The sequence below is a fragment of the Actinomadura geliboluensis genome (genome assembly GCF_043197915.1).
Lineage (GTDB): Bacteria > Actinomycetota > Actinomycetes > Streptosporangiales > Streptosporangiaceae > Spirillospora > Spirillospora geliboluensis.
The window spans coordinates 281,611-299,370 of sequence record NZ_JBICUA010000008.1 but is presented as its reverse complement, the minus strand read 5'-3'; the positions used below and the strand labels follow the sequence as shown (position 1 = coordinate 299,370).

Sequence of the window (17,760 nt, the reverse complement as noted above, 5' to 3'; positions counted from 1 at the left end):
CATCTTGGTCGGGAAAGATCACGGTATGACCGTCTATCCAGGACAGCTCCCCCCACCGGACGAAGCGCTGCCGGACGACCGCTTCCTCGACCGGGAGGAGAGCTGGCTGAGATTCAACCAGCGCGTCCTGGAGCTCGCCGAGGATCCGGCCCTGCCGCTGCTGGAGCGCGTCCGCTTCCTGGCGATCTTCGCCAGCAACCTGGACGAGTTCTTCATGGTGCGGGTCGCCGGCCTCGCCCGCCGGATGGCGACCGGGCTCGCCGTCCAGTCCGCGAGCGGCCGGCAGCCCCGCGAGGTGCTGGAGCGCACCGGCGAGGTCGCGCACGAGCTGATGCGCCGGCACGCGGCCAGCTTCCGGGACGGGCTCCGCCCCGCGCTCGGCGACGAGGGCATCGACATCCTGCGCTGGGACGAGCTGGCCGAGACCGAGCAGGAGCGGCTGCGCCGGCTGTTCCGCGACCGGATCTACCCGGTGCTCACCCCGCTGGTGGTCGACTCCGCGCACCCCTTCCCCTACATCTCGGGCCTGTCGCTGAACCTCGCGGTGATCGTCCGCGATCCGGAGACCGACGCGACGATGTTCGCCCGGGTCAAGGTGCCGCCGCTGCTGCCGCGCTTCATCGAGGCGTCCCCGGACCGGTTCACGCCGCTGGAGGACGTGATCGCCGCGCACCTCGGGCAGCTGTTCGTCGGGATGGAGGTCGTCGAGCACCACGCGTTCCGCGTCACCCGCAACCAGGACCTGGAGATCGACGACGACATCAGCGAGGGCCTCCTCCAGGCGCTGGAGCGCGAGCTGCTGCGCCGCCGGTTCGGCCCGGTCGTGCGGCTGGAGGTGGAGGAGTCGATCTCCGCGGGCGTGCTGGAGCTGCTCACCTCCGAGCTGGCGGTGGACGAGGGCCAGATCTACCGCGTCGGCGGGCCGCTCGACCTCGGCGGCCTCGCGGCCATCGCCGACCTCGACCGCCCGGAGCTGAAGTACCCCCCTTTCGTCCCGTCGAAGGAGGCGCTGCCCGAGGACGCGAGCATCTTCGGCGCCATCCGTGAGCGGGACGTGCTCGTCCACCACCCCTACGACTCGTTCACCACGACCGTCCAGCGGCTGATCGAGGACGCCGCGGCCGACCCGCGCGTCCTCGCGATCAAGCAGACGCTGTACCGGACGAGCGGCGACTCCCCGATCGTGGACGCGCTGATGAGCGCCGCCGAGGCGGGCAAGCAGGTCGTGGTCGTCGTCGAGCTGAAGGCCCGGTTCGACGAGCGCGCCAACATCGCGTGGGCGCGCAAGCTGGAGACGGCCGGGTGCCACGTCGTGTACGGGTTCGTCGGGCTGAAGACGCACTGCAAGCTCGCGCTGATCGTCCGGCAGGACGACGAGGGCCAGCTGCGCCGCTACTGCCACATCGGCACCGGCAACTACCACCCGAAGACCGCCCGCCTCTACGAGGACTTCGGGCTGCTCACCGCCGACCCCGAGGTCGGCGAGGACGTCAGCGCCCTGTTCAACCACCTGACCGGCTACTCGCGGCAGAGCTCCTACCACCGGCTGCTCGTCGCGCCGAACAGCCTGCGGTCCGGGCTGGTCCAGCGGATCGAGCACGAGATCGACAACCGCCGGGCCGGGCATCCCGCCCGGGTCCGGATCAAGTGCAACTCGCTGGTGGACGAGGTGATCATCGACGCGCTGTACCGGGCGTCGCGGGCCGGGGTGCCGGTGGACGTCTGGGTGCGCGGCATCTGCGCGCTGCGTCCCGGCGTGCCCGGCCTGTCGGACATGATCCGGGTGCGCAGCGTGCTCGGCCGGTTCCTGGAGCACTCCCGCGTGTTCGCGTTCGAGAACGGCGGCGAGCCCGAGGTGTGGATCGGCAGCGCCGACCTCATGCACCGCAACCTGGACCGCCGCGTCGAGGCGCTCGTCACCGTCACCGACCGGGCGCAGCGCGACGACCTGCTCGCCCTCCTCGACCGCGCCATGGAGCCCGGCACCCACGCGTGGGCGCTGGACGGCGACGGCACCTGGACGCGCGGCCGGGCCCGCCCCGGCGAGACGCTCCTGGACATCCAGACCCACCTGGTCAAGAGCCGCCGGTGGAGGACGGTCGATGGCTGAGGTCATCCACGCCGCCGGGGCGGTGCTGTGGCGGGACGGGCCGGGCGGGGAGCCGGAGTTCGCGGTGATCCACCGGCCCCGCTACGACGACTGGTCGTTCCCGAAGGGCAAGGTCGACCCGGGCGAGCACGTGCTGCGCGCCGCCGTCCGCGAGATCGAGGAGGAGACCGGCATCACGGCCCGCCTCGGCCACCGGCTCCCGACCGTCGCCTACCCGATCGGGGACCGGACGAAGCAGGTCGACTACTGGGCGGCGCGGCCCGTCGCCGAGAGCGCGTTCACTGCGAACCACGAGGTGGACGAGCTGGTCTGGCTGCCCGCCGCCGAGGCGGAGGCCAGGCTCAGCTACCGGCACGACACCGACCTGCTGCACCAGTTCCTGCGTGGCCCGGCGCGCACGGCGCCGCTGGTGATCTTGCGGCACGCGTCCGCCGGGGAGAAGCGGGAGTGGCGGGAGGCTGACGAACTGCGCCCGCTAGACGCCTCCGGGCGGCGCGAGGCCGCCGCCCTGGCCGGGCTGCTGAACGCCTACGGGCCGATGCGGGTGGTCAGTTCGGCGACGGCGCGCTGCCTGGAGACCGTCCTGCCCTACGCGCGCGCTGCGCGGGCGCCCATCGCCACGGACGCGGCGTTCACCATCGGCGACACCGGCCCGGAGGAGGCCGTGGAACGGCTGCTCTCCCTGGCCGGCACCGGCGCGGTCGTGTGCACGCACGGGGAGATCGTCTCCGCGCTCGTCACCGGGCTGTGCAAGGAAATGGGAGAGAACGTCCCGGACGACCCGAGCCTCCGCAAGGGCGAGTTCTGGGTCGCGCACCTCGCGGAGGGCTCGCTGGCGTCACTGGAACGCCACAGCGCCGGGAACGGTTAGAAGGACGGGCCGAGCGTCTGCGACCAGGTCGTGGCCAGGCGGTCGCGGGCGCTCTCCGCCTCGACCTGCTCCTTGCCGTACAGGACGCCGAGCGTGAACGCCTCCGCCGGGTTCTTCGTCCGCTTCGCGGCGGCGGCGAGGTGCTCCATGGCGATGACGCCGTCCTGGTAGCCGCCGAGGACCTCCTGCAGCCGCTTGGCGTCCTTGACCACCCGCTTCGCCGCGATCCCCAGCACCGGGACGGCCAGCTCCGCCGCGTACCTGGCGCGCTTGGCCTCCTTGCGGGTCTCGTGGCGCGCGGTCTCCGGGTCGGCGGACGTCCGGATCGACGCGTACTCCTTGGCCATCCGGTCCCAGGCCCGCGTGACGAGGCCGGGCAGCTCCTTGCGCGCCTTGCGGGCCGCCGCCGCGCCGAGCGGCGGGTCGGCGACCAGGCGGTCCAGGTCGTCGAGCAGCGCGAAGTACCTCGGCTCCTTCAGCACGGCGTTCATCCGCCGGTACGCCGACCGCTCCCGCCGCTCCAGGTCGTCCAGCAGGAAGTCTGGCGCGCCCTCGAAGCGCATGCGCAGCACCTCCAGGTCGCGGACCTCGCCGAGGACCTGGGCGAGCCAGCGCAGCTCCGGGCCGAGCGGCGCCGTCCGCTCCGGGTCGAGGACGGGGCGGTAGCTGCGCAGCGCGCTGCGCGTCCGGCGGACGGCGACCCGCATCTTGTGGACGGCGTCGTCCTCGCCCAGCCGCGCTTTCGGGTCGCCGGTCACGATCGTCTCGACCTGCTCGGCGAGGTAGGCCAGCACGACCTCGCCGGTCGTGATCGCCGGCGCCTTGCCGTCGCAGGTGGCCGCCGCGATCCGCGACCGGGCCGCGGACCGCGCCGCCGCCGGCTCCGACGGGACGACGGCGGCGCCGAGCAGCCGGCCGAGCTTGGACGACGACTTGGCCCGCTTCGCACCGGCCTTGCGGAGCCGCTTCCCGGCGGCCTTCAGCAGGTCGGGGCCGCCGGTGCCGAGCTCGACCTCGATCTCGCGCCACCGCTCGGGCGCGGCGTCCGCGCCGCCCCGGCCGGTCACCAGGTCGTCGGCGACCTCCGCCAGCTCGGCCCCGTCCGCGCCGAGCAGCCGGACGACCGTCCGGCGCGTCTCCAGTGTCGCGACCGGGCGCAGCTCCGCGCCGCGCGTGTGCACCGCGACCAGCCCGGCGAGCCGCGCCGGGACGGCCAGCGGGCGGCCGAGCGGCGCGCGCATCTCCTGCTTGCTGTCCGGCCCGGCGGGCATCTTCAGGTGCCAGCCCGCGTCCGGGCCGCCGCGCCGCCGCCGCAGCGTGATCTTGTTGGCGGCGAGCCGCAGGTCGGCGGTGTCGAAGTAGGTGGCGTGCAGCTCGTGGACCTCCGGCTCCCCGAGCGCCGCCACCCCCGGCAGCCCGGACAGGTCCGGCAGGACGAAGTCGGCGGCGGCATCGTACTTCTGCTCGATTTCGAGATGCCTGTCGGCCACGGGCTGCTCCCTCAACGATGCTCGGCAAATCGGCACGCACACCCAGATGACCAGCATTCCACGCCCAGGTGAACAGCAGGGGAAAGCTTTGCCCGGCCTGGACGTCCGTCTCTCCGTGTCCGGTTGCGGACTGGCCGTCCGTGGTGGTTTCCGTACTCGGCACGGATGCCGCCCGTACCGCCGTCCGGCGATGCTCGTAACCACGGCGACCGGCCCGGTTCGGGACGGTCGAACCACGGACAACGGGAGTGATCATGGCCGCGAACGGCACGTACGAGGGGTTCACCGCCGAGGAGCGGGCCGCGATGAAGGACCACGCGGAGGAGCAGAAGAAGGCGGCGCGGCGCGCCTCGCGCGCCGACAAGGCCGCGGAGGCCGCGCGGGACGTCCTCGCGAAGATCGCCGAGATGGGAGACGCGGACCGGGCCATGGCCGAGCGCGTCCACGCCGTCATCACGTCCACCGCGCCCTCCCTCGCACCGAAGCTCTGGTACGGGATGCCCGCCTACGCGCTGGACGGGAAGAACGTCTGCTTCTTCCAGCCCGCGGCGAAGTTCAAGACGCGCTACGCCACGCTCGGCTTCAACGACCCGGCGAAGCTGGACGACGGCCCGATGTGGGCGACCGCGTTCGCGCTGACCGAGGTGACGCCCGAGGTGGAGGGGCGCATCGCCGCCCTCGTGAAGCGGGCGATGGGCTGAACGCGTCCGCCCCTACCGGGCGGCCGCCGGGGCGAGCCCGAGTCCGGCGAGCGCGGCCTCTCCGGCGGCGGTGTGGTCGCCGCCGGCGAGGAGCAGCGTGCGCGCCGCCTGGTACGGGCACCCGGCCGCCTCGAACGCCTCCGCCGCGGCGAGCTGGCGCGGGAGGTCGCCGTCGAGCAGCGCCTCCGCCCGGTCCACCTGCGCGGAGGCGACCGGGTTGCCGGTGACGACCGTCCGGGCGGCGGCGATCCGGTCGCGGGCCTCGGGATGCCCGGCGAGCACCGCCGCCTCCGCCCGCAGCGCCGTGTACCAGTGCAGCCAGACCCAGCACACCCACTTCCACACCTGGTCGGGCTCAGGGGCGACCCGTTCCAGCGCCGCGTCCGCGTCGCCGTTGTGGAGCAGGACCATGGTGTCGAAGACCGCGCCGTAGCCCAGGCGGTTGTCCCCCTCGGGCCCGGCGTCCGCGGCGATCGCGAGCCAGGACGCGCGGGCGTCCCGGTCGCCGCGCAGGCCGTGGACCATCGCGACCGACGCGGCGGCGGGCGCGAGGGACCGCGACCGCAGGCCGTTCCGCTCCCACGAGTCGAGGAACCGGGCGCTGACCGGGAGCAGCTCGCCCGCCAGGCCGCTGAACGCGTCCGCGACGAGCAGCCAGGACGTGGCGTGGTGCCCCGCCTCCGCCAGCAGCGGGTGGTCGGCGAGCCGCCCGCCCCAGCGGCGGGCGTCCGGCAGCCGCCCCACGCCGACGGCGGTCCCGGCGGCCATGGCGAGGGCGTCCATCAGCTCGTGGGTGCCCGCCGGGCCGTCCGGCTCGGCGGACAGCAGGGCGATCCGGCGGCCTGCGGCGGCCGCCGCCGCGAACGGGTCGCCGGCCCAGCTCTGCGCGCCGGAGAGCGCGTCCAGCGCGGCGGACTCGGCCACCGGGTCGCCCGCGCGCCGCGCCAGCTCCACCGCCCGCCCGGCCCGCCGGACCGTCTCCGCCGCCGGGTTCTCCGGGTCGCCCTGGACGGCCCCGAACGCGTCCGCCTCCACCGCCGCCTCCGCCAGCGCGACCGCCGCCTCGGCGGCCGGTGAGTCACCGGCCAGCTTCCGCGCCTCCGCGAGGATCGCCGCCACCTCCGCGGCGGGCGGGATGCGCTCGAACGAGCTGGAGAAGCGGTACGCGACGGTCGCGGCGGCGGCCAGGTCGCGCCCGGCGGCGGCGGTGTCGCCCGCGCGGCGGGCGGCCTCGGCGGCGGCGCGGTGCAGCCGGTACATCTCGCCGTCGAGGCTGCGGCACCCGGCCACGGCGGCGGCGTGCCGGAGCGCCGCAGCGGCCTCGGCACCGTCGGCGGCGAGCCCCGCCGCCTGCTCGAACCGCTGCTGGGCCTCGCCGAGCAGGTTGCGGGCGAAGGCCAGCTCGGCCATGGGCACGGCGAGCCGGTAGGCGTCCGGGCGCCGCTCGGGCAGGTCGGCGGCCCAGGTGAGCGCGGCCCGCATGTCCTCGGCGGCGTCGTCGAACCGGGCGCGCCAGTCCGCGCCGCCGGTCTCCCGCAGGGCGGACGCGTTGGCCAGGCACCAGCGCAGATGCCGGGCCCGGACGTCCGCGAGCTCGCCCGCCTCGGCGAGCCGCTCCGTCCCGTACTGGCGGATCGTCTCCAGCGCGTGGTACCGGGTGCCGGACGGGGACGGCGCCACCGAGAGCAGGCTCTGCTCGGCGAGCGCCCCGAGCCCGTCCACGACCGCCGCCGGGTCCAGCGGGGCGAACCCGGCGACCTCGGCGGCGTCACCGGCGGTGAACGGCGCGACGAACACGGAGATCCGGCGGAGCAGCGCCTGCTCCGGCGGCTCCAGCAGGTCGTGGCTCCAGTCGAGCACCGCCCGCACCGACCGGTGCCGGTCGTCGGCGCGGGACCCGCCGGTGAGGATGCGCAGCTGATCGGAGAGGCCCGTCATGAGGCCGTCCAGCCCGAGCGTGGACCAGCGGGCCGCCGCCAGCTCGATCGCCAGCGCCATGCCGCCGAGCCCCTCGCAGACGGCCACGGCCTGCTCGCGCGCCGCCGGGTCCGGCGGCAGGCCCGCGACGGCCGCCCGGTCCAGGAACAGCGCCACCGCCTCGGACTCGTCGCCCCCGTCCCGCGACAGCGGCGGGACGGCCACGACGTGCTCGAACGGGACCATCAGCCGGGCCCGGCTCGTCACCAGCACGCGCAGCTCCGGGCAGGCGGCGAGCAGCCGCTCCACGAACGGCGCCACCCCGTCCCGCACGTGCTCGCAGTTGTCGAGCACCAGCAGCGCGCGGCGGTCGGCCAGCGCCGCCGCGACCGCGTCGTCGATGCCGCGTCCGGGCTGCTCCCCGACCCCCGCCGCCGCCGCGACCGCCGCGCCCACCCGTCCCGGCTCGGTGACCGGGACCAGGTCCGCGAACCACACCCCGTCGGCGAAGTCACCTGCCAGGTCCTCCGCCGCCGCGAGCGCGAGCCGCGTCTTGCCGACCCCGCCGGGCCCGGCCACGGTCACCAGCCGGCTGCCCCGCACCGCCGCCGCCAGCTCCCGGCGCTCGCGGACCCGTCCGATGAAGGCCGTCAGCGGCGCGGGCAGCGCGGGCGCCGACCGCGACTGCTCGGCGCGGGCGAACTCGGCGGCGTGCCGGGCGAGCGCCCGCCGGTCCGGCAGCGCCAGCTTGCGCAGCAGCGAGGACACGTGCGACTCGACGGTGCGGACCGACAGCACCAGCCGCGCGGCGATCTCGGCATTGCTCAGATGCGCCCCGACCAGGGCGAGCACCTCGGCCTCGCGGGCGGAGATCGTCGTCACCGGCCCATTATCCGTGGCGGGTTCCGTGCTCGGCACGGAGGCGTCCCGCCCGCCGGGCGGGAGAGCCTGGGACCGCGCCGGCCCGCCGGCCGGCCACCACCCGCGATCCGAGGAGCGACCATGACCCTCCCCGCCCCGCGCTCGCGCGCCGAGCGCCGCCGCGACACCGAGCACCGGCTCGCCCACGACGTGGACGTCTGGGTGGCGACCGCCTCCCCGGACGGCGTCCCCCACCTGGTGCCGCTGTCCTTCGACTGGGACGGCGAGGCGCTGCTCGCGGCCACCCCCGCGGACAGCCCCACCGGCCGCAACCTCGCCGCCGGCCGGACCGTCCGGCTCGCCCTCGGCGGCACCCGCGACGTGTCCCTGATCGACGGCACGGTGGAGGTGCTCGACCTGGACGCGCTGCCGGCGGAACGGGCCGACCGGTTCGCCGCGCAGGCCGGCTTCGACCCGCGCGAGGCGGCCGGCGCCTACCGCTGGTTCCGGATCACCCCGCGCCGCGTCCAGGCGTGGCGCGAGGTGAACGAACTCCCCGGCCGCGACCTCATGCGCGACGGCCGCTGGCTGCCCTGACCTCCCCGCTCGGCCGGTCGGGGTGGCCGGTTTCAGCCTTCGGCAGGGGGAACCTGGCGGCCGGAACGCGCATCAATACCTCCGATATCGCCTGACATGGGGGTTTATGTGAAGCGCGCAGTTCCGGTTCTCGCCGCTCTCGCGGCCGGGGGCGTCCTGGTGCTCGGCGGATGCCAGTCCAACTCGCACAGCTGCGTTAACGGCAAGTGCCACGTGACCGTGACCGGCGCCGGGCAGACCGTGGAGGTCAACGACGTCGACGTCACCGTCTCGCAGATCTCCGGCCGGGGCGTCACGGTCTCGGCGGACGGCTCCGCGCCCGCCACCATCGCCACCGGGCAGCGCGCCCAGGTGGGCCCGGTGACGATCACGGTGACCTCGATCGAGGGCGAGAAGGTCAAGTTCGACCTGCAGTGACGCGGGCGGCACCGACGCCCGGAACCGGCCGCCGCGCCTCCGTCAGGACGACAGGACGGCGCGGCAGGCCGTGACGATCAGAGCGTCGACCTCGGGCGGGGGCGGGCGGCGGGCCAGCAGGTGGCGGCGGACGGCGCCGTAGGGGACGTCGACCGTGGCGAAGACCAGCCGCTCGCGCTCCAGGCCCGGATGCCGCTCGGCGAAGGAGTCGAGCGCGGCGGCGCTCTCCTCGTTCAGCGCGGCGAACTCCTCGGGCCATTCGGCCACGAGGTCCTGCCGCCGGTAGAGCAGCAGGACGGCGGCCTCGTCCGGATGCGCGCGGCACCAGCGGGGCGTGTGGAGCGCCGCCGCCTCGGCGTCGTCCGCCGCCAGGGCCGCGGCGAACCCCTCCTGGAAGCGGCGCGCGCAGCGCGCCCAGAGGGTGGCGAGCAGCAGGTCGCGGGACCCGAACCGGTGGTAGATCGAGCCGGACGGGGCGCCGAGGCGCGCCGCGATGGCGCCGATGGTGGCCGCGCCGGGCCCGTCCTCGGCGAGCACCGCGAGCGCGGCGTCGAGGATCCGGTCCTCACCGAACTTGGCCGGTCTTCCCATGGCGGCACCCTCCATGCTAGTAGTGGATATATTCTAGAACACTGTCTCTAAAAGAGGTGCCCATGACCGCCGACGCCGATCTCGTCGCCGGGTTCTACACCGCCACGCAGGCGCGGGACGCCGCCGCGATCCTCGCGCTGCTGCACCCGGAGTTCGAGGCCCGCACCGCGCCCGGCCTGCCGTTCGGCGCGGGCGGCGCCTTCCACGGCCCCGAGGAGACGCTCACCCGCGTGTGGGGCGCCATCTTCGCCGAGTACGACACGGCGCCCTACGCCGAGACCTGGCACGAGACCGGCGACGGGCTCGTGGTGGTGACCGGTCACTACCGGGGCACCGCGCGCTCCACCGAGCGCCGCTACGAGGCGGAGTTCGTCCACCTGTGGCGCGTCACCGACGGCCGGATCTCCTGGCTCCACCAGTACACCGACACGGCCCGATGGCACGAGGCCCTGGCCTCCTGACCTGGCCTTCCGACCTCCTGGCCTTCTGGCGCTAGGGGGCCTCGACGCCGGAGATCAGGTACCGGTTCACCTCGGCGTCGCGGATCTCCGCCTGCTGCTCCGACGACGGGCCCGTCCCGCGGAACCGCTCGACGGCCTCGCCGCTTTCCCAGCGCTCGTACACGTTGATCCGGCCGGGCTCCAGGAGATCGGCCGAAATGGCGAAATCAAGGCAGCCCGCTGCTTTTCTCGCCAGTTCGACGACCTCCCGGCACCCCTCCAGATAGGCGTCCCTGGCCTCGGCGTCCACATAAAGCTTCCCCGAGATGATGACCACGCTCGACCTCCCTGGGCCGTCCGTACCGCCGACCAGGCCAGTGTGCCGAACGCCACCGACAGATCCGCCGCGGAGCGGCCCCCGCCCCGCGGGGGCCGTCCGTCCGGATACGGAAATTCACGCATATTTCCCCGACCAGTGACGATGGCGCCACATCGCCGTTTTTGCAATGCTATGACCGCTGTCGGGCGGGGGCACTTTCCGGCGACTTCTCCCGCCGTACGCTCACAGCGGGTTTTCCGGAGGTGGGGGGAAATGAAGCGTCTGTACGAGCGTTCCAGCAGGCGGTCCGAGCCCGGGGCGCTCGATCCGGAGGTGCGGGCGGCGATCGCCGCGCACGCCCAGGAGCACCTGCTCGGGAACGCGCTCGGCACCGCCCGGTGGTGCTGCGTCACGCGCAGCGTCCGGCTGAGGCGGCCGGGACCGCTGGCGAGGCTCACGGGGTCGGGCGACCCCGACGGCGAGCACACGACGGTCGCGCTGCTCCTGCCCACCTACCTCGTGGTCGCCGTGGCCGGGAAGCGCCGGGGCGTCCACGTCCGGTCGATCTGGCTGGGGGACGTCGTCCTCGACGCGCTCCCGCCGCTCGTGCCGGACACGGGGATCAGCGCCACCGGGCCGTGGTCGGGCATGCCGGAAGCCGCCTCGTTCCACCTCGCCCTGGGCGACGACGCCGACGGCAAGGACTTCCTCACCGCCCTGCGCGACGCCGTCGCCGCCGCGAAGTCGGGAGGTTAGGGCGCGCGATCGTCCGGGACGGCAGGGGCCTCCTCGGGGTCGCGGCCCACCACGTGGCGCCCGCCGTCCACCGGGAGGACGGCGCCGTTGACGAAGCTCGCCTCGTCCGAGAGCAGGTACGCGACGGCGGCGGCCACCTCGTCCGGGCGTCCCACACGGCCGACCGGGTGGAGCAGCCGCATCTCGCCCTCGATCCGGGCGGCCTCCTCGGGCGCCTGCTCCGCCAGGAAGTGCTCGTACCGCTCGGTGGTGATGGAGCCCAGCGCGACGGCGTTCGCGCGGATGCCGTACGGGCCGTAGTCGACGGCGAGGGCCCGGGTGAGCCCCTCGACCGCCGCCTTCGCCGTCGCGTAGGGAAGCGACCCCCGCACGGGACGCCGCGCCTGATGGGACGAGACGTTGACGATGGCGCCGCCCGTGCCGGCGTCCAGGAACCGGCGGACGGCGGTCACGCAGCCGACCACCGCCGGATCGAAGTTCAGCGCGACCAGGTCCAGCAGCTCCCGCGCGGACGGGGACGCGACGTCGCGGAAGACGGCAGCGTTGTTGACCCACCCGGCGAGCGTCCCCGCCTCCTGCGCCAGGTCGGCGGCCCGCTCCGCGACGCTCTCGTCGGCGGCGCTCCCGACGACCGCGGCGACGCCCGGGACGCCGTCCGCCCACGCGACCGCCGCCGCGTCGAGCTCGATCACCACGACGCCGCCCCCGTCCCGGAGCAGCCGCTCGACGATCACGCGGCCCACGCCGCGTCCACCGCCGGTCACGACGAAGGATTCACCCACCGCACACCCTTTCGGCGTCGCTCACACGATGCGGGCGCAGAGTACTCCCTTGCGGAAGTCCGTCCACCGCAGCGAGCCGCTCGGGCACGTGGACTCGTAGTAGCCGGTGAACTGGAGGATGTAGTTGAACCCCCGGGGGACGGTGCTCTTACCGCAGCCCCACGAGGTCATCAGGCCGTGCCCGTTGATGGCCGCCGTGCTGCCGTTCTTCGTGCTCTTCTTGCCCAGGAAGCACTCGCCCTCCCTGAACTGCCGCCGCACGCAGAGGTAGATCCGCTCTCCGTCGTGGTAGGGCGAGCTCCACCAGTCCTCGCCGTCGAGCGCCTCGGCGTCGCACCCGCTGCCGGAGTCCTCCACGCCGTAGACCTTCAGGTACGCGTCGCTCCGGCCGCAGGAGACCGCGGTCGGCTCGTCCTCGCTCCACTCGGAGGAGTCGTAGGGGTCCTGGTAGGCGTCCAGGCAGTCGCCGACCCTGATCGCGTCGAACGCCTCGAAGGTCGGGTCCGGGGTCGGCGTCGGGCTCGACGAACCGGTGGGGTCCGAGCCGCCGTAGAGCCCGGACGTCCGGGTGGTGGTCGAGGTGGGCGACGACGACGTGGACGACGAGGCACCGGCGTTGCCCGACGAGCCCGACCGGTCCTGGGCGGCGACGGCGATGAGCAGCACGACCAGCAGCACCCCGATGACCCCGGCCGCGATCCCGCCGGCCGGTGCCGGCTGCTTGGCCGGCGGGCGCGGCTGCTGCTGCTGCGGCCGCGGGGGCGGCTGCGCCTGGCCCTGCGCCTGGGCCTTGGGCTGCTGCGCCTTCGGCCTGGGCGGCGCCTTCGGCTCGGCCTTGGGCTTGGGCGGCGCCTTCGGCTTCGGCTTGGGCGGCGGCTTCGGCTCGGACTTCTTCCCCGCGCCGAGGCTTCCCGCGAAGACCTCCGTCTCGGCGACGCGCGTGGCGATCATCGTGTCGAACGTCTTCGGGAGGGACATGCCCTCGTCCGGGGCCAGCGCGGAGCAGCGCTCCAGGAACTCCTCGGTCGGCGGGCGGTCGTCCGGGTCCTTCTCCAGGCCCGCCGCGACGAGCTCCTGCAGCGCCGCCGGGATGCCCGCGAGGTCGGGCTCCTCGTGCCGGACGCGGTAGCCGAGCGCGTCCGGCGGCCCCTCCCCGAACGGGTGGCGGCCGGTGGCGGCGAAGGTCAGCACGGCGGCCAGGCAGAACACGTCGCTCGCCGGCCCGATGTCGCCGCCGAGGTACTGCTCGGGCGACATGTACCCGGGCGTCCCCACCAGGGTCAGGCTCTGGGACGTGGCGTCCATCGCGCGGGCGATGCCGAAGTCGATGATCCGGGCGCCGTCCCGGGCCAGCAGCACGTTCCCCGGCTTGAGGTCCCGGTGGATCACGTGCTGCTCGTGGACGGCCCCGAGCCCCTCCGCGAGCCCGGCGCCGAGCGCGGCCACCGACGCCTCGGGCAGCGGGCCGTTCTCGTCCACGGCTTCTTGCAGCGTCGGCCCGGCGATGTACTCCGTCACCAGCCACGGCGGGTCGGCGTCGGGGTCGGCGTCCACCACGTGCGCCGTGTAGAAGCCCCCGATGCGGCGCGCCGCGGCGACCTCCTTCGCGAACCGGCGCCGGAACGAGGCGTTGTCGGCGAAGTGCGGGTGGACGACCTTGACCGCGACCAGCCGCCGCCCCGGCGAGCGTCCCAGATAGACCCGGCCCATCCCGCCGGCCCCGAGCCGGGCCAGCAGCCGGTAGGGTCCGACCTGCTCCGGATCACCCGGCCTGAGCGCCTTGAGTCCCGCCCCGGACATCCCACCCCCAGCACCGGCTGCACATGATCGTCTATTTGACGCACACAGTACCGAGAGTGTTCGTCCCGTTCTGCGTCTTCCGACGCACAGCCGGCGCCCGAGCGCGGCCGGTGCACCGCCTCACTCGCGGGCGGCGAGGAGCGACGTCGGGGACGGCCGGGTCGCCGCCGCCGCCGTGACTGCTCCGGTGATGGTGGTGACGGCGAGCGAGACCGCTACGAGCAGGCCGAACAGGGTCCATGGCACGGCGAGGATGCGCACCCCGCCCGGCCCCGGATGGAAGCCCGCCAGCGCCGCCGCCGCGACCAGGGCCCCGAGGAGCAGGCCGATCACCGTCACCGCCGCCGCCTCGACGGCGGCCATGACGACGACCTGCCGCCGGCTCAGCCCGGTGGCGCGGGCGACGGCGAACTCCCCGCGCCGCTCGGCGGCGGCGATCACGACGGCGTTGACGACCGCGATCGCGGCGTACAGGCCGGACATCCCCATCAGCACGGCCATGATCCCCATGGTCCCGCGCTGCTGCTCGGCCACCCTGGCGTCGGCCCACCGGCCCACGGTCCGCACCTCGCCGAGGCCGCCGGCGCGGATCCGGTCGGCGACCGCCTCCGGCGACGCGCCGGGCGCGACCCGGACCATGGTCTCGGTCGGCGCGTCCGCGAGCATCGCGGCGGGGAGGAGGTCGCGCGGCACCAGGAAAGTGTCGCTCCCGTTCTCCAGGACCTCCGGCATCCGCGCGACGGTGCGCAGCGTGACCCGGCGGTCGCCGATCCGCGCCGTCACCGTGCGGCCCCGGACGCCCTGGGCGGCCAGCCGGGGCCCGATCGCGACGGTGCGTCCGTGCAGGGCGTCGAGCGATCCGGAGCGCGGGGTGAGGCGGTGGGTGCGCCGGTAGGCGGCGGCGTCGACCGCGGTGATCCCCGAGTGGTGCGTCTGCCGGTAGGTGCGCCGGCCCACCCGGTGCCGGGCGGTCACCGACATCTCCACCTGGCTCTGCGCGGACGCCACGTCCACTCCCGGCACGTCGGCGATCCGGGCCGCGGCGGCACCGGTCGAGGTCACCACCAGGTCGGCGGCGGTGGTCCGCTGCAGGTCGGCGCCGGTGGCGCGGGCGAGCGAGTTCAGCGCGCCGGTGAGGCCGACGAGCAGGCCGACCAGCACGATGAGGGGCGCGGCGGTCGAGGCGCTGCGCCGCACCGCGTCCCGCAGGTTGGCCTGCGCCAGGTCGCCGAGCGCGCCGGTGCGCAGCACCGTCCCGAGCAGCCGGCCGAACAGCGGGACGACCAGGGGGCTCAGCGCGCTGAGCGCGATCGATCCGAAGACGGAGACGGCCATCGCGACCAGCAGGGCGCCCAGCAGGTCCGCGCCGTGCCCGGCCGCGACGAGCACCACCGTGAGGGCGAGCGAGGACAGGCCCGCCAGCCAGCGGCCGGCGGTCATCACGCGGGTCGCGCGGGGCGCGCCGCGCAGGGCGTCCAGCGGACGCACCCGGGCCGCCCGGTAGGCGGCGGCGAGCACCCCGCCGATCGCGACGCCGGTCCCCACGCACGGCGAGAGCACCAGCACCCAGGCGGACCAGCGCGCGGAGAAGCCGTCCGGCAGCAGGCCGATCCCGATCAGCAGCCGCCCCTGCGCCCAGGCGGCGGGCACCCCCAGCGCGATGCCGAGGGCGCTGCCGGCCAGCCCCAGCAGGAACGCCTCGCCCAGCAGCAGCCGGACGACCTGCGGGCGGCTCCCGCCGATCATGCGCAGCAGGGCCAGTTCCGCCCGCCGCTGCTCGACGGCGAACGCGAACGTCGACCCGACGATGAACACCGCGAGGAACATCGCCAGCGGGGTCGCCATACCGAGCAGCGTCGCCGCCCCGACGTACCCCTCCCTGATCTGCTCGGCGGCCCGGCCGGACGTGCCCGGCGGGATCTCCGGCTCGCCCGTGGACACCAGGACGAGCACCGACGACTGGACGAGCGCCACCCCGAGCGTGACCGTCAGCAGCCCTCCGGCGAACAGCGGCCAGCGGTCCCGGACGGTGGCGGCGGAGACGCGCAGCACGGGTCAGCCCTCCAGCCGGGTGAGGCGTTCCGCCACCTGGGCGGCGGAGGGACGCACCAGCCGATCGGCGATGCGGCCGTCGGACAGGAACACCACCGCGTCGGCGTTGGCCGCCGCAACCGGATCATGGGTCACCATGACGACGCACTGCCCCGCCTCGTCCACCATGCGGCGCAGCAGTGACAGGACCGTGCGGGCCGACCCGGTGTCCAGGGCGCCGGTGGGTTCGTCGGCGAACAGCACCGAGGGCCGCGTCACGATCGCGCGGGCGATCGCCACCCGCTGCTGCTGCCCGCCCGACAGTTCGCGGGGCCGGTGCCGCGCGCGCTCCGCCAGCCCGACGTCGGCCAGCGCGGCCCGCACGTCCGCGCGGGACGGCCGGGCCCCGGCGAGCTTCAGCGGGAGCGCGACGTTCTGCTCGGCGGTCAGCGAGCCGATCAGGTTGAAGTTCTGGAAGATGAAGCCCACGGCGCGGCGCCTCAGCGCGGTCAGCGCGGCGTCGGTGGCGCGGGTGACGTCCTGCCCGGCCAGCAGGACGCGTCCCGAGGACGCCCGGTCCAGGCCCGCGGCGCAGTGCAGCAGGGTCGACTTGCCGGAACCGGACGGGCCCATCACGGCGGTCCAGGTGGCGGCGGGGAAGGCGATGCTGACGCCCGCGAGCGCGTGGACGCGCGCCTCGCCCGTCCCGTAGTGCCTGCTCACCTCGTGCAGTTGCACCGGCGGAGGCGGAGGCGGGTGGTTCATCGCAGGGCGCCCAGGTCGATGCCGCGCGCCAGGGCCTGGTAGCCCGCGTCGTTGGGGTGCAGGCCGTCCTCGTACACGTAGGCCAGGCGTGGACGGTCAGGGTCGGCGGGGTCGGCCATGATCCGGTCGGCGTCCAGGACCGCGTCGTACTCGCCGCTGGTGCGGATCCAGTGGTTGACGGCGTCGCGCTCCTTCTCCACCTGCGGCGTCCACACCGGGAACAGCGCGCCCTTCATCGGCAGGATGGTCGTCCCGACGACCTTCAAGCCGCGGGCATGGGCCGCGCGGATCAGCTGCCGCTGGGCCGCGATGACCTGCCGGGCGGTCGAGGGCCCGCCCGGCACCAGGCACGGGTCGCCTGGAGTGTCGCGGATGTCGTTGGCGCCGAGGTGCACGATCACCGACCGGACGCCCGGCCGGGCCAGGACGTCGCGGGCGAACCGGGCGGTGGCCTTGTCGCCGCTGCACGCCGAGTCGTACCGCAGCCGGTTCCCGCCGATCCCCGCGTTGACGACGCCGAGCGGGCGGCGGGCGGCGGCGAGCCGCTCCGCGAGCGCGTCCGGCAGCCGCGCGTCGGCACCGGGGGACGCGCCGACGCCGTCGACGAGCGAGTCGCCGAAGGCCACCACGGAGCCGGTACCGGCGGTGCCGCCGGTCACGTCGACGCCGGCCAGGTAGTAGAGCGCGTCGGTGGTCTCGGTGTAGGCGTCCGAGCCGATGTCGGAGAGGTGGTCGCCGGGCGCCCGGTAGGCGGGCCCGGTGGTGAAGCGGTGGAAGGTCGCCGGCCCGGTGGCGCCCGTGAACCGGAGCGTGACGGCCAGCTTCTCCAGCGGCGCGGTGGCCAGCGGCACCGGATCGCTGACGAGCTCCCGGCCCGGCGGGACGGCGGCGGAGCGGCCGCCGCCGAACGTCAGCGCGGCCGCGGTGCCCGGCCACACCTTGGCGCCGCCCGCCGACCGGCCGACCACGCCGGCGGCGACCCGCAGCGGGGCCGTGCCGTAGCGGTTGGACAGCCGGATCCGGATCCGCGTGCCGCCCGTGCTCAGCCGGACGACCTGCCGCAGCGAGTGGTCGCCGAAGCCCGCCGTCGACCAGTTCGGCCCGTCGTCCTCACCGGCGGCGAGGGGGCGCTGCATCGCCGTCCCCCAGCTCTGCGACCAGCTCGCGGACGGTGCGGCGACCGGTCGCGCCGACGCCTCGGGACCGCCGGGAAGCGGGGGCACGAGCCCGGCGACCAGCACCATGCCGGTCACGCCGGCCAGGGGAAGGATCATGCGTGCGGAGGGCTTTCGTCTCATGCCTCGATCCCACC

Annotated in this window: 16 protein-coding genes; 7 read left to right on the top strand and 9 right to left on the bottom strand. The window is 75.0% G+C overall.

Annotated elements, in window-relative coordinates; all coding sequences use genetic code 11:
• Window positions 1-25: 25 nt before the first annotated feature.
• Both ACGFI1_RS26270 and ACGFI1_RS26265 read left to right on the top strand, forming a co-directional pair.
• Window positions 26-2,110, top strand: coding sequence for an RNA degradosome polyphosphate kinase (locus ACGFI1_RS26270; protein WP_387069277.1), 2,085 nt, complete (start codon window positions 26-28; stop codon window positions 2,108-2,110).
• Window positions 2,103-2,981 carry an NUDIX hydrolase gene (locus tag ACGFI1_RS26265; protein ID WP_392788764.1) on the top strand — a complete coding sequence of 293 codons (879 nt, stop codon included), beginning with the start codon at window positions 2,103-2,105 and terminating at the stop codon, window positions 2,979-2,981. Before ACGFI1_RS26270 ends, ACGFI1_RS26265 begins: the two co-directional genes overlap by 8 nt.
• On the opposite strand, the gene ACGFI1_RS26260 is transcribed toward ACGFI1_RS26265, so the two are convergent.
• Window positions 2,978-4,471, bottom strand: coding sequence for a CYTH and CHAD domain-containing protein (locus tag ACGFI1_RS26260; protein ID WP_392788762.1), 1,494 nt, complete (start codon window positions 4,469-4,471; stop codon window positions 2,978-2,980). The two genes, ACGFI1_RS26265 and ACGFI1_RS26260, sit on opposite strands and share 4 nt — an antisense overlap.
• A gap of 254 nt (window positions 4,472-4,725) precedes the next feature.
• On the opposite strand from ACGFI1_RS26260, the gene ACGFI1_RS26255 reads away from it, so the two are divergent.
• Complete coding sequence (locus ACGFI1_RS26255) at window positions 4,726-5,172, top strand: iron chaperone (RefSeq protein ID WP_392788759.1); 447 nt, start codon at window positions 4,726-4,728, stop codon at window positions 5,170-5,172.
• 12 nt (window positions 5,173-5,184) lie between these two features.
• On the opposite strand, the gene ACGFI1_RS26250 is transcribed toward ACGFI1_RS26255, so the two are convergent.
• Window positions 5,185-7,971 carry an ATP-binding protein gene (locus ACGFI1_RS26250; RefSeq protein ID WP_392788757.1) on the bottom strand — a complete coding sequence of 929 codons (2,787 nt, stop codon included), beginning with the start codon at window positions 7,969-7,971 and terminating at the stop codon, window positions 5,185-5,187.
• 120 nt (window positions 7,972-8,091) lie between these two features.
• On the opposite strand from ACGFI1_RS26250, the gene ACGFI1_RS26245 reads away from it, so the two are divergent.
• Complete coding sequence (locus ACGFI1_RS26245; protein ID WP_392788754.1) at window positions 8,092-8,547, top strand: pyridoxamine 5'-phosphate oxidase family protein; 456 nt, start codon at window positions 8,092-8,094, stop codon at window positions 8,545-8,547.
• Window positions 8,548-8,655: 108 nt separating this feature from the next.
• A complete protein-coding gene (locus ACGFI1_RS26240) occupies window positions 8,656-8,964 on the top strand; it encodes a hypothetical protein (RefSeq protein ID WP_138641424.1) in 309 nt (102 codons plus the stop codon).
• Between the two features lie 42 nt (window positions 8,965-9,006).
• On the opposite strand, the gene ACGFI1_RS26235 is transcribed toward ACGFI1_RS26240, so the two are convergent.
• On the bottom strand, window positions 9,007-9,555 hold the full coding sequence (locus tag ACGFI1_RS26235; RefSeq protein ID WP_392788751.1) for a TetR family transcriptional regulator: 549 nt from the start codon (window positions 9,553-9,555) through the stop codon (window positions 9,007-9,009).
• Window positions 9,556-9,617: 62 nt separating this feature from the next.
• Here ACGFI1_RS26235 and ACGFI1_RS26230 point away from each other — a divergent pair, with 62 nt between their 5' ends.
• The gene (locus ACGFI1_RS26230; protein ID WP_387069286.1) at window positions 9,618-10,016 is read left to right on the top strand and encodes a nuclear transport factor 2 family protein; all 399 of its coding nucleotides are present in this window, start codon (window positions 9,618-9,620) and stop codon (window positions 10,014-10,016) included.
• A gap of 31 nt (window positions 10,017-10,047) precedes the next feature.
• Here the strand turns inward: ACGFI1_RS26230 and ACGFI1_RS26225 are convergent, their stop codons facing one another.
• Entirely contained in the window at window positions 10,048-10,332 is a 285-nt protein-coding gene (locus ACGFI1_RS26225; protein ID WP_386872200.1) for a putative quinol monooxygenase, read from the bottom strand.
• A gap of 255 nt (window positions 10,333-10,587) precedes the next feature.
• Here ACGFI1_RS26225 and ACGFI1_RS26220 point away from each other — a divergent pair, with 255 nt between their 5' ends.
• Window positions 10,588-11,070, top strand: a complete 483-nt coding sequence (locus ACGFI1_RS26220; RefSeq protein WP_364551638.1) for a hypothetical protein — start codon at window positions 10,588-10,590, stop codon at window positions 11,068-11,070.
• Here ACGFI1_RS26220 and ACGFI1_RS26215 read toward each other — a convergent pair.
• From ACGFI1_RS26215 to ACGFI1_RS26195, 5 genes are all read right to left on the bottom strand, one after another.
• On the bottom strand, window positions 11,067-11,852 hold the full coding sequence (locus tag ACGFI1_RS26215) for an SDR family NAD(P)-dependent oxidoreductase (protein WP_392788747.1): 786 nt from the start codon (window positions 11,850-11,852) through the stop codon (window positions 11,067-11,069). The two genes, ACGFI1_RS26220 and ACGFI1_RS26215, sit on opposite strands and share 4 nt — an antisense overlap.
• Window positions 11,853-11,873: 21 nt before the next feature.
• Entirely contained in the window at window positions 11,874-13,652 is a 1,779-nt protein-coding gene (locus tag ACGFI1_RS26210) for a serine/threonine-protein kinase (protein ID WP_392788745.1), read from the bottom strand.
• Between the two features lie 120 nt (window positions 13,653-13,772).
• Window positions 13,773-15,704, bottom strand: a complete 1,932-nt coding sequence (locus tag ACGFI1_RS26205; protein ID WP_392788742.1) for an FtsX-like permease family protein — start codon at window positions 15,702-15,704, stop codon at window positions 13,773-13,775.
• A 3-nt stretch (window positions 15,705-15,707) separates the two neighbouring features.
• Window positions 15,708-16,448: an ABC transporter ATP-binding protein gene (locus tag ACGFI1_RS26200; protein WP_392788739.1), complete on the bottom strand. Its 741-nt coding sequence runs from the start codon at window positions 16,446-16,448 to the stop codon at window positions 15,708-15,710.
• Window positions 16,445-17,746, bottom strand: coding sequence for an SGNH/GDSL hydrolase family protein (locus ACGFI1_RS26195; RefSeq protein WP_392788736.1), 1,302 nt, complete (start codon window positions 17,744-17,746; stop codon window positions 16,445-16,447). Before ACGFI1_RS26195 ends, ACGFI1_RS26200 begins: the two co-directional genes overlap by 4 nt.
• Between the last annotated feature and the right edge of the window lie 14 nt (window positions 17,747-17,760).

What these genes read in the sequence shown, in the direction of transcription:
- ACGFI1_RS26270 (WP_387069277.1), top strand. Translation starts at nt 26, where the DNA reads ATGACCGTCTATCCAGGACAGCTCCCCCCACCGGACGAAGCGCTGCCG.
- ACGFI1_RS26265 (WP_392788764.1), top strand. Translation starts at nt 2,103, where the DNA reads ATGGCTGAGGTCATCCACGCCGCCGGGGCGGTGCTGTGGCGGGACGGG.
- ACGFI1_RS26255 (WP_392788759.1), top strand. Translation starts at nt 4,726, where the DNA reads ATGGCCGCGAACGGCACGTACGAGGGGTTCACCGCCGAGGAGCGGGCC.
- ACGFI1_RS26245 (WP_392788754.1), top strand. Translation starts at nt 8,092, where the DNA reads ATGACCCTCCCCGCCCCGCGCTCGCGCGCCGAGCGCCGCCGCGACACC.
- ACGFI1_RS26235 (WP_392788751.1), bottom strand. Translation starts at nt 9,555, where the DNA reads ATGGGAAGACCGGCCAAGTTCGGTGAGGACCGGATCCTCGACGCCGCG.
- ACGFI1_RS26230 (WP_387069286.1), top strand. Translation starts at nt 9,618, where the DNA reads ATGACCGCCGACGCCGATCTCGTCGCCGGGTTCTACACCGCCACGCAG.
- ACGFI1_RS26220 (WP_364551638.1), top strand. Translation starts at nt 10,588, where the DNA reads ATGAAGCGTCTGTACGAGCGTTCCAGCAGGCGGTCCGAGCCCGGGGCG.
- ACGFI1_RS26210 (WP_392788745.1), bottom strand. Translation starts at nt 13,652, where the DNA reads ATGTCCGGGGCGGGACTCAAGGCGCTCAGGCCGGGTGATCCGGAGCAG.
- ACGFI1_RS26200 (WP_392788739.1), bottom strand. Translation starts at nt 16,448, where the DNA reads ATGAACCACCCGCCTCCGCCTCCGCCGGTGCAACTGCACGAGGTGAGC.
- ACGFI1_RS26195 (WP_392788736.1), bottom strand. Translation starts at nt 17,746, where the DNA reads ATGAGACGAAAGCCCTCCGCACGCATGATCCTTCCCCTGGCCGGCGTG.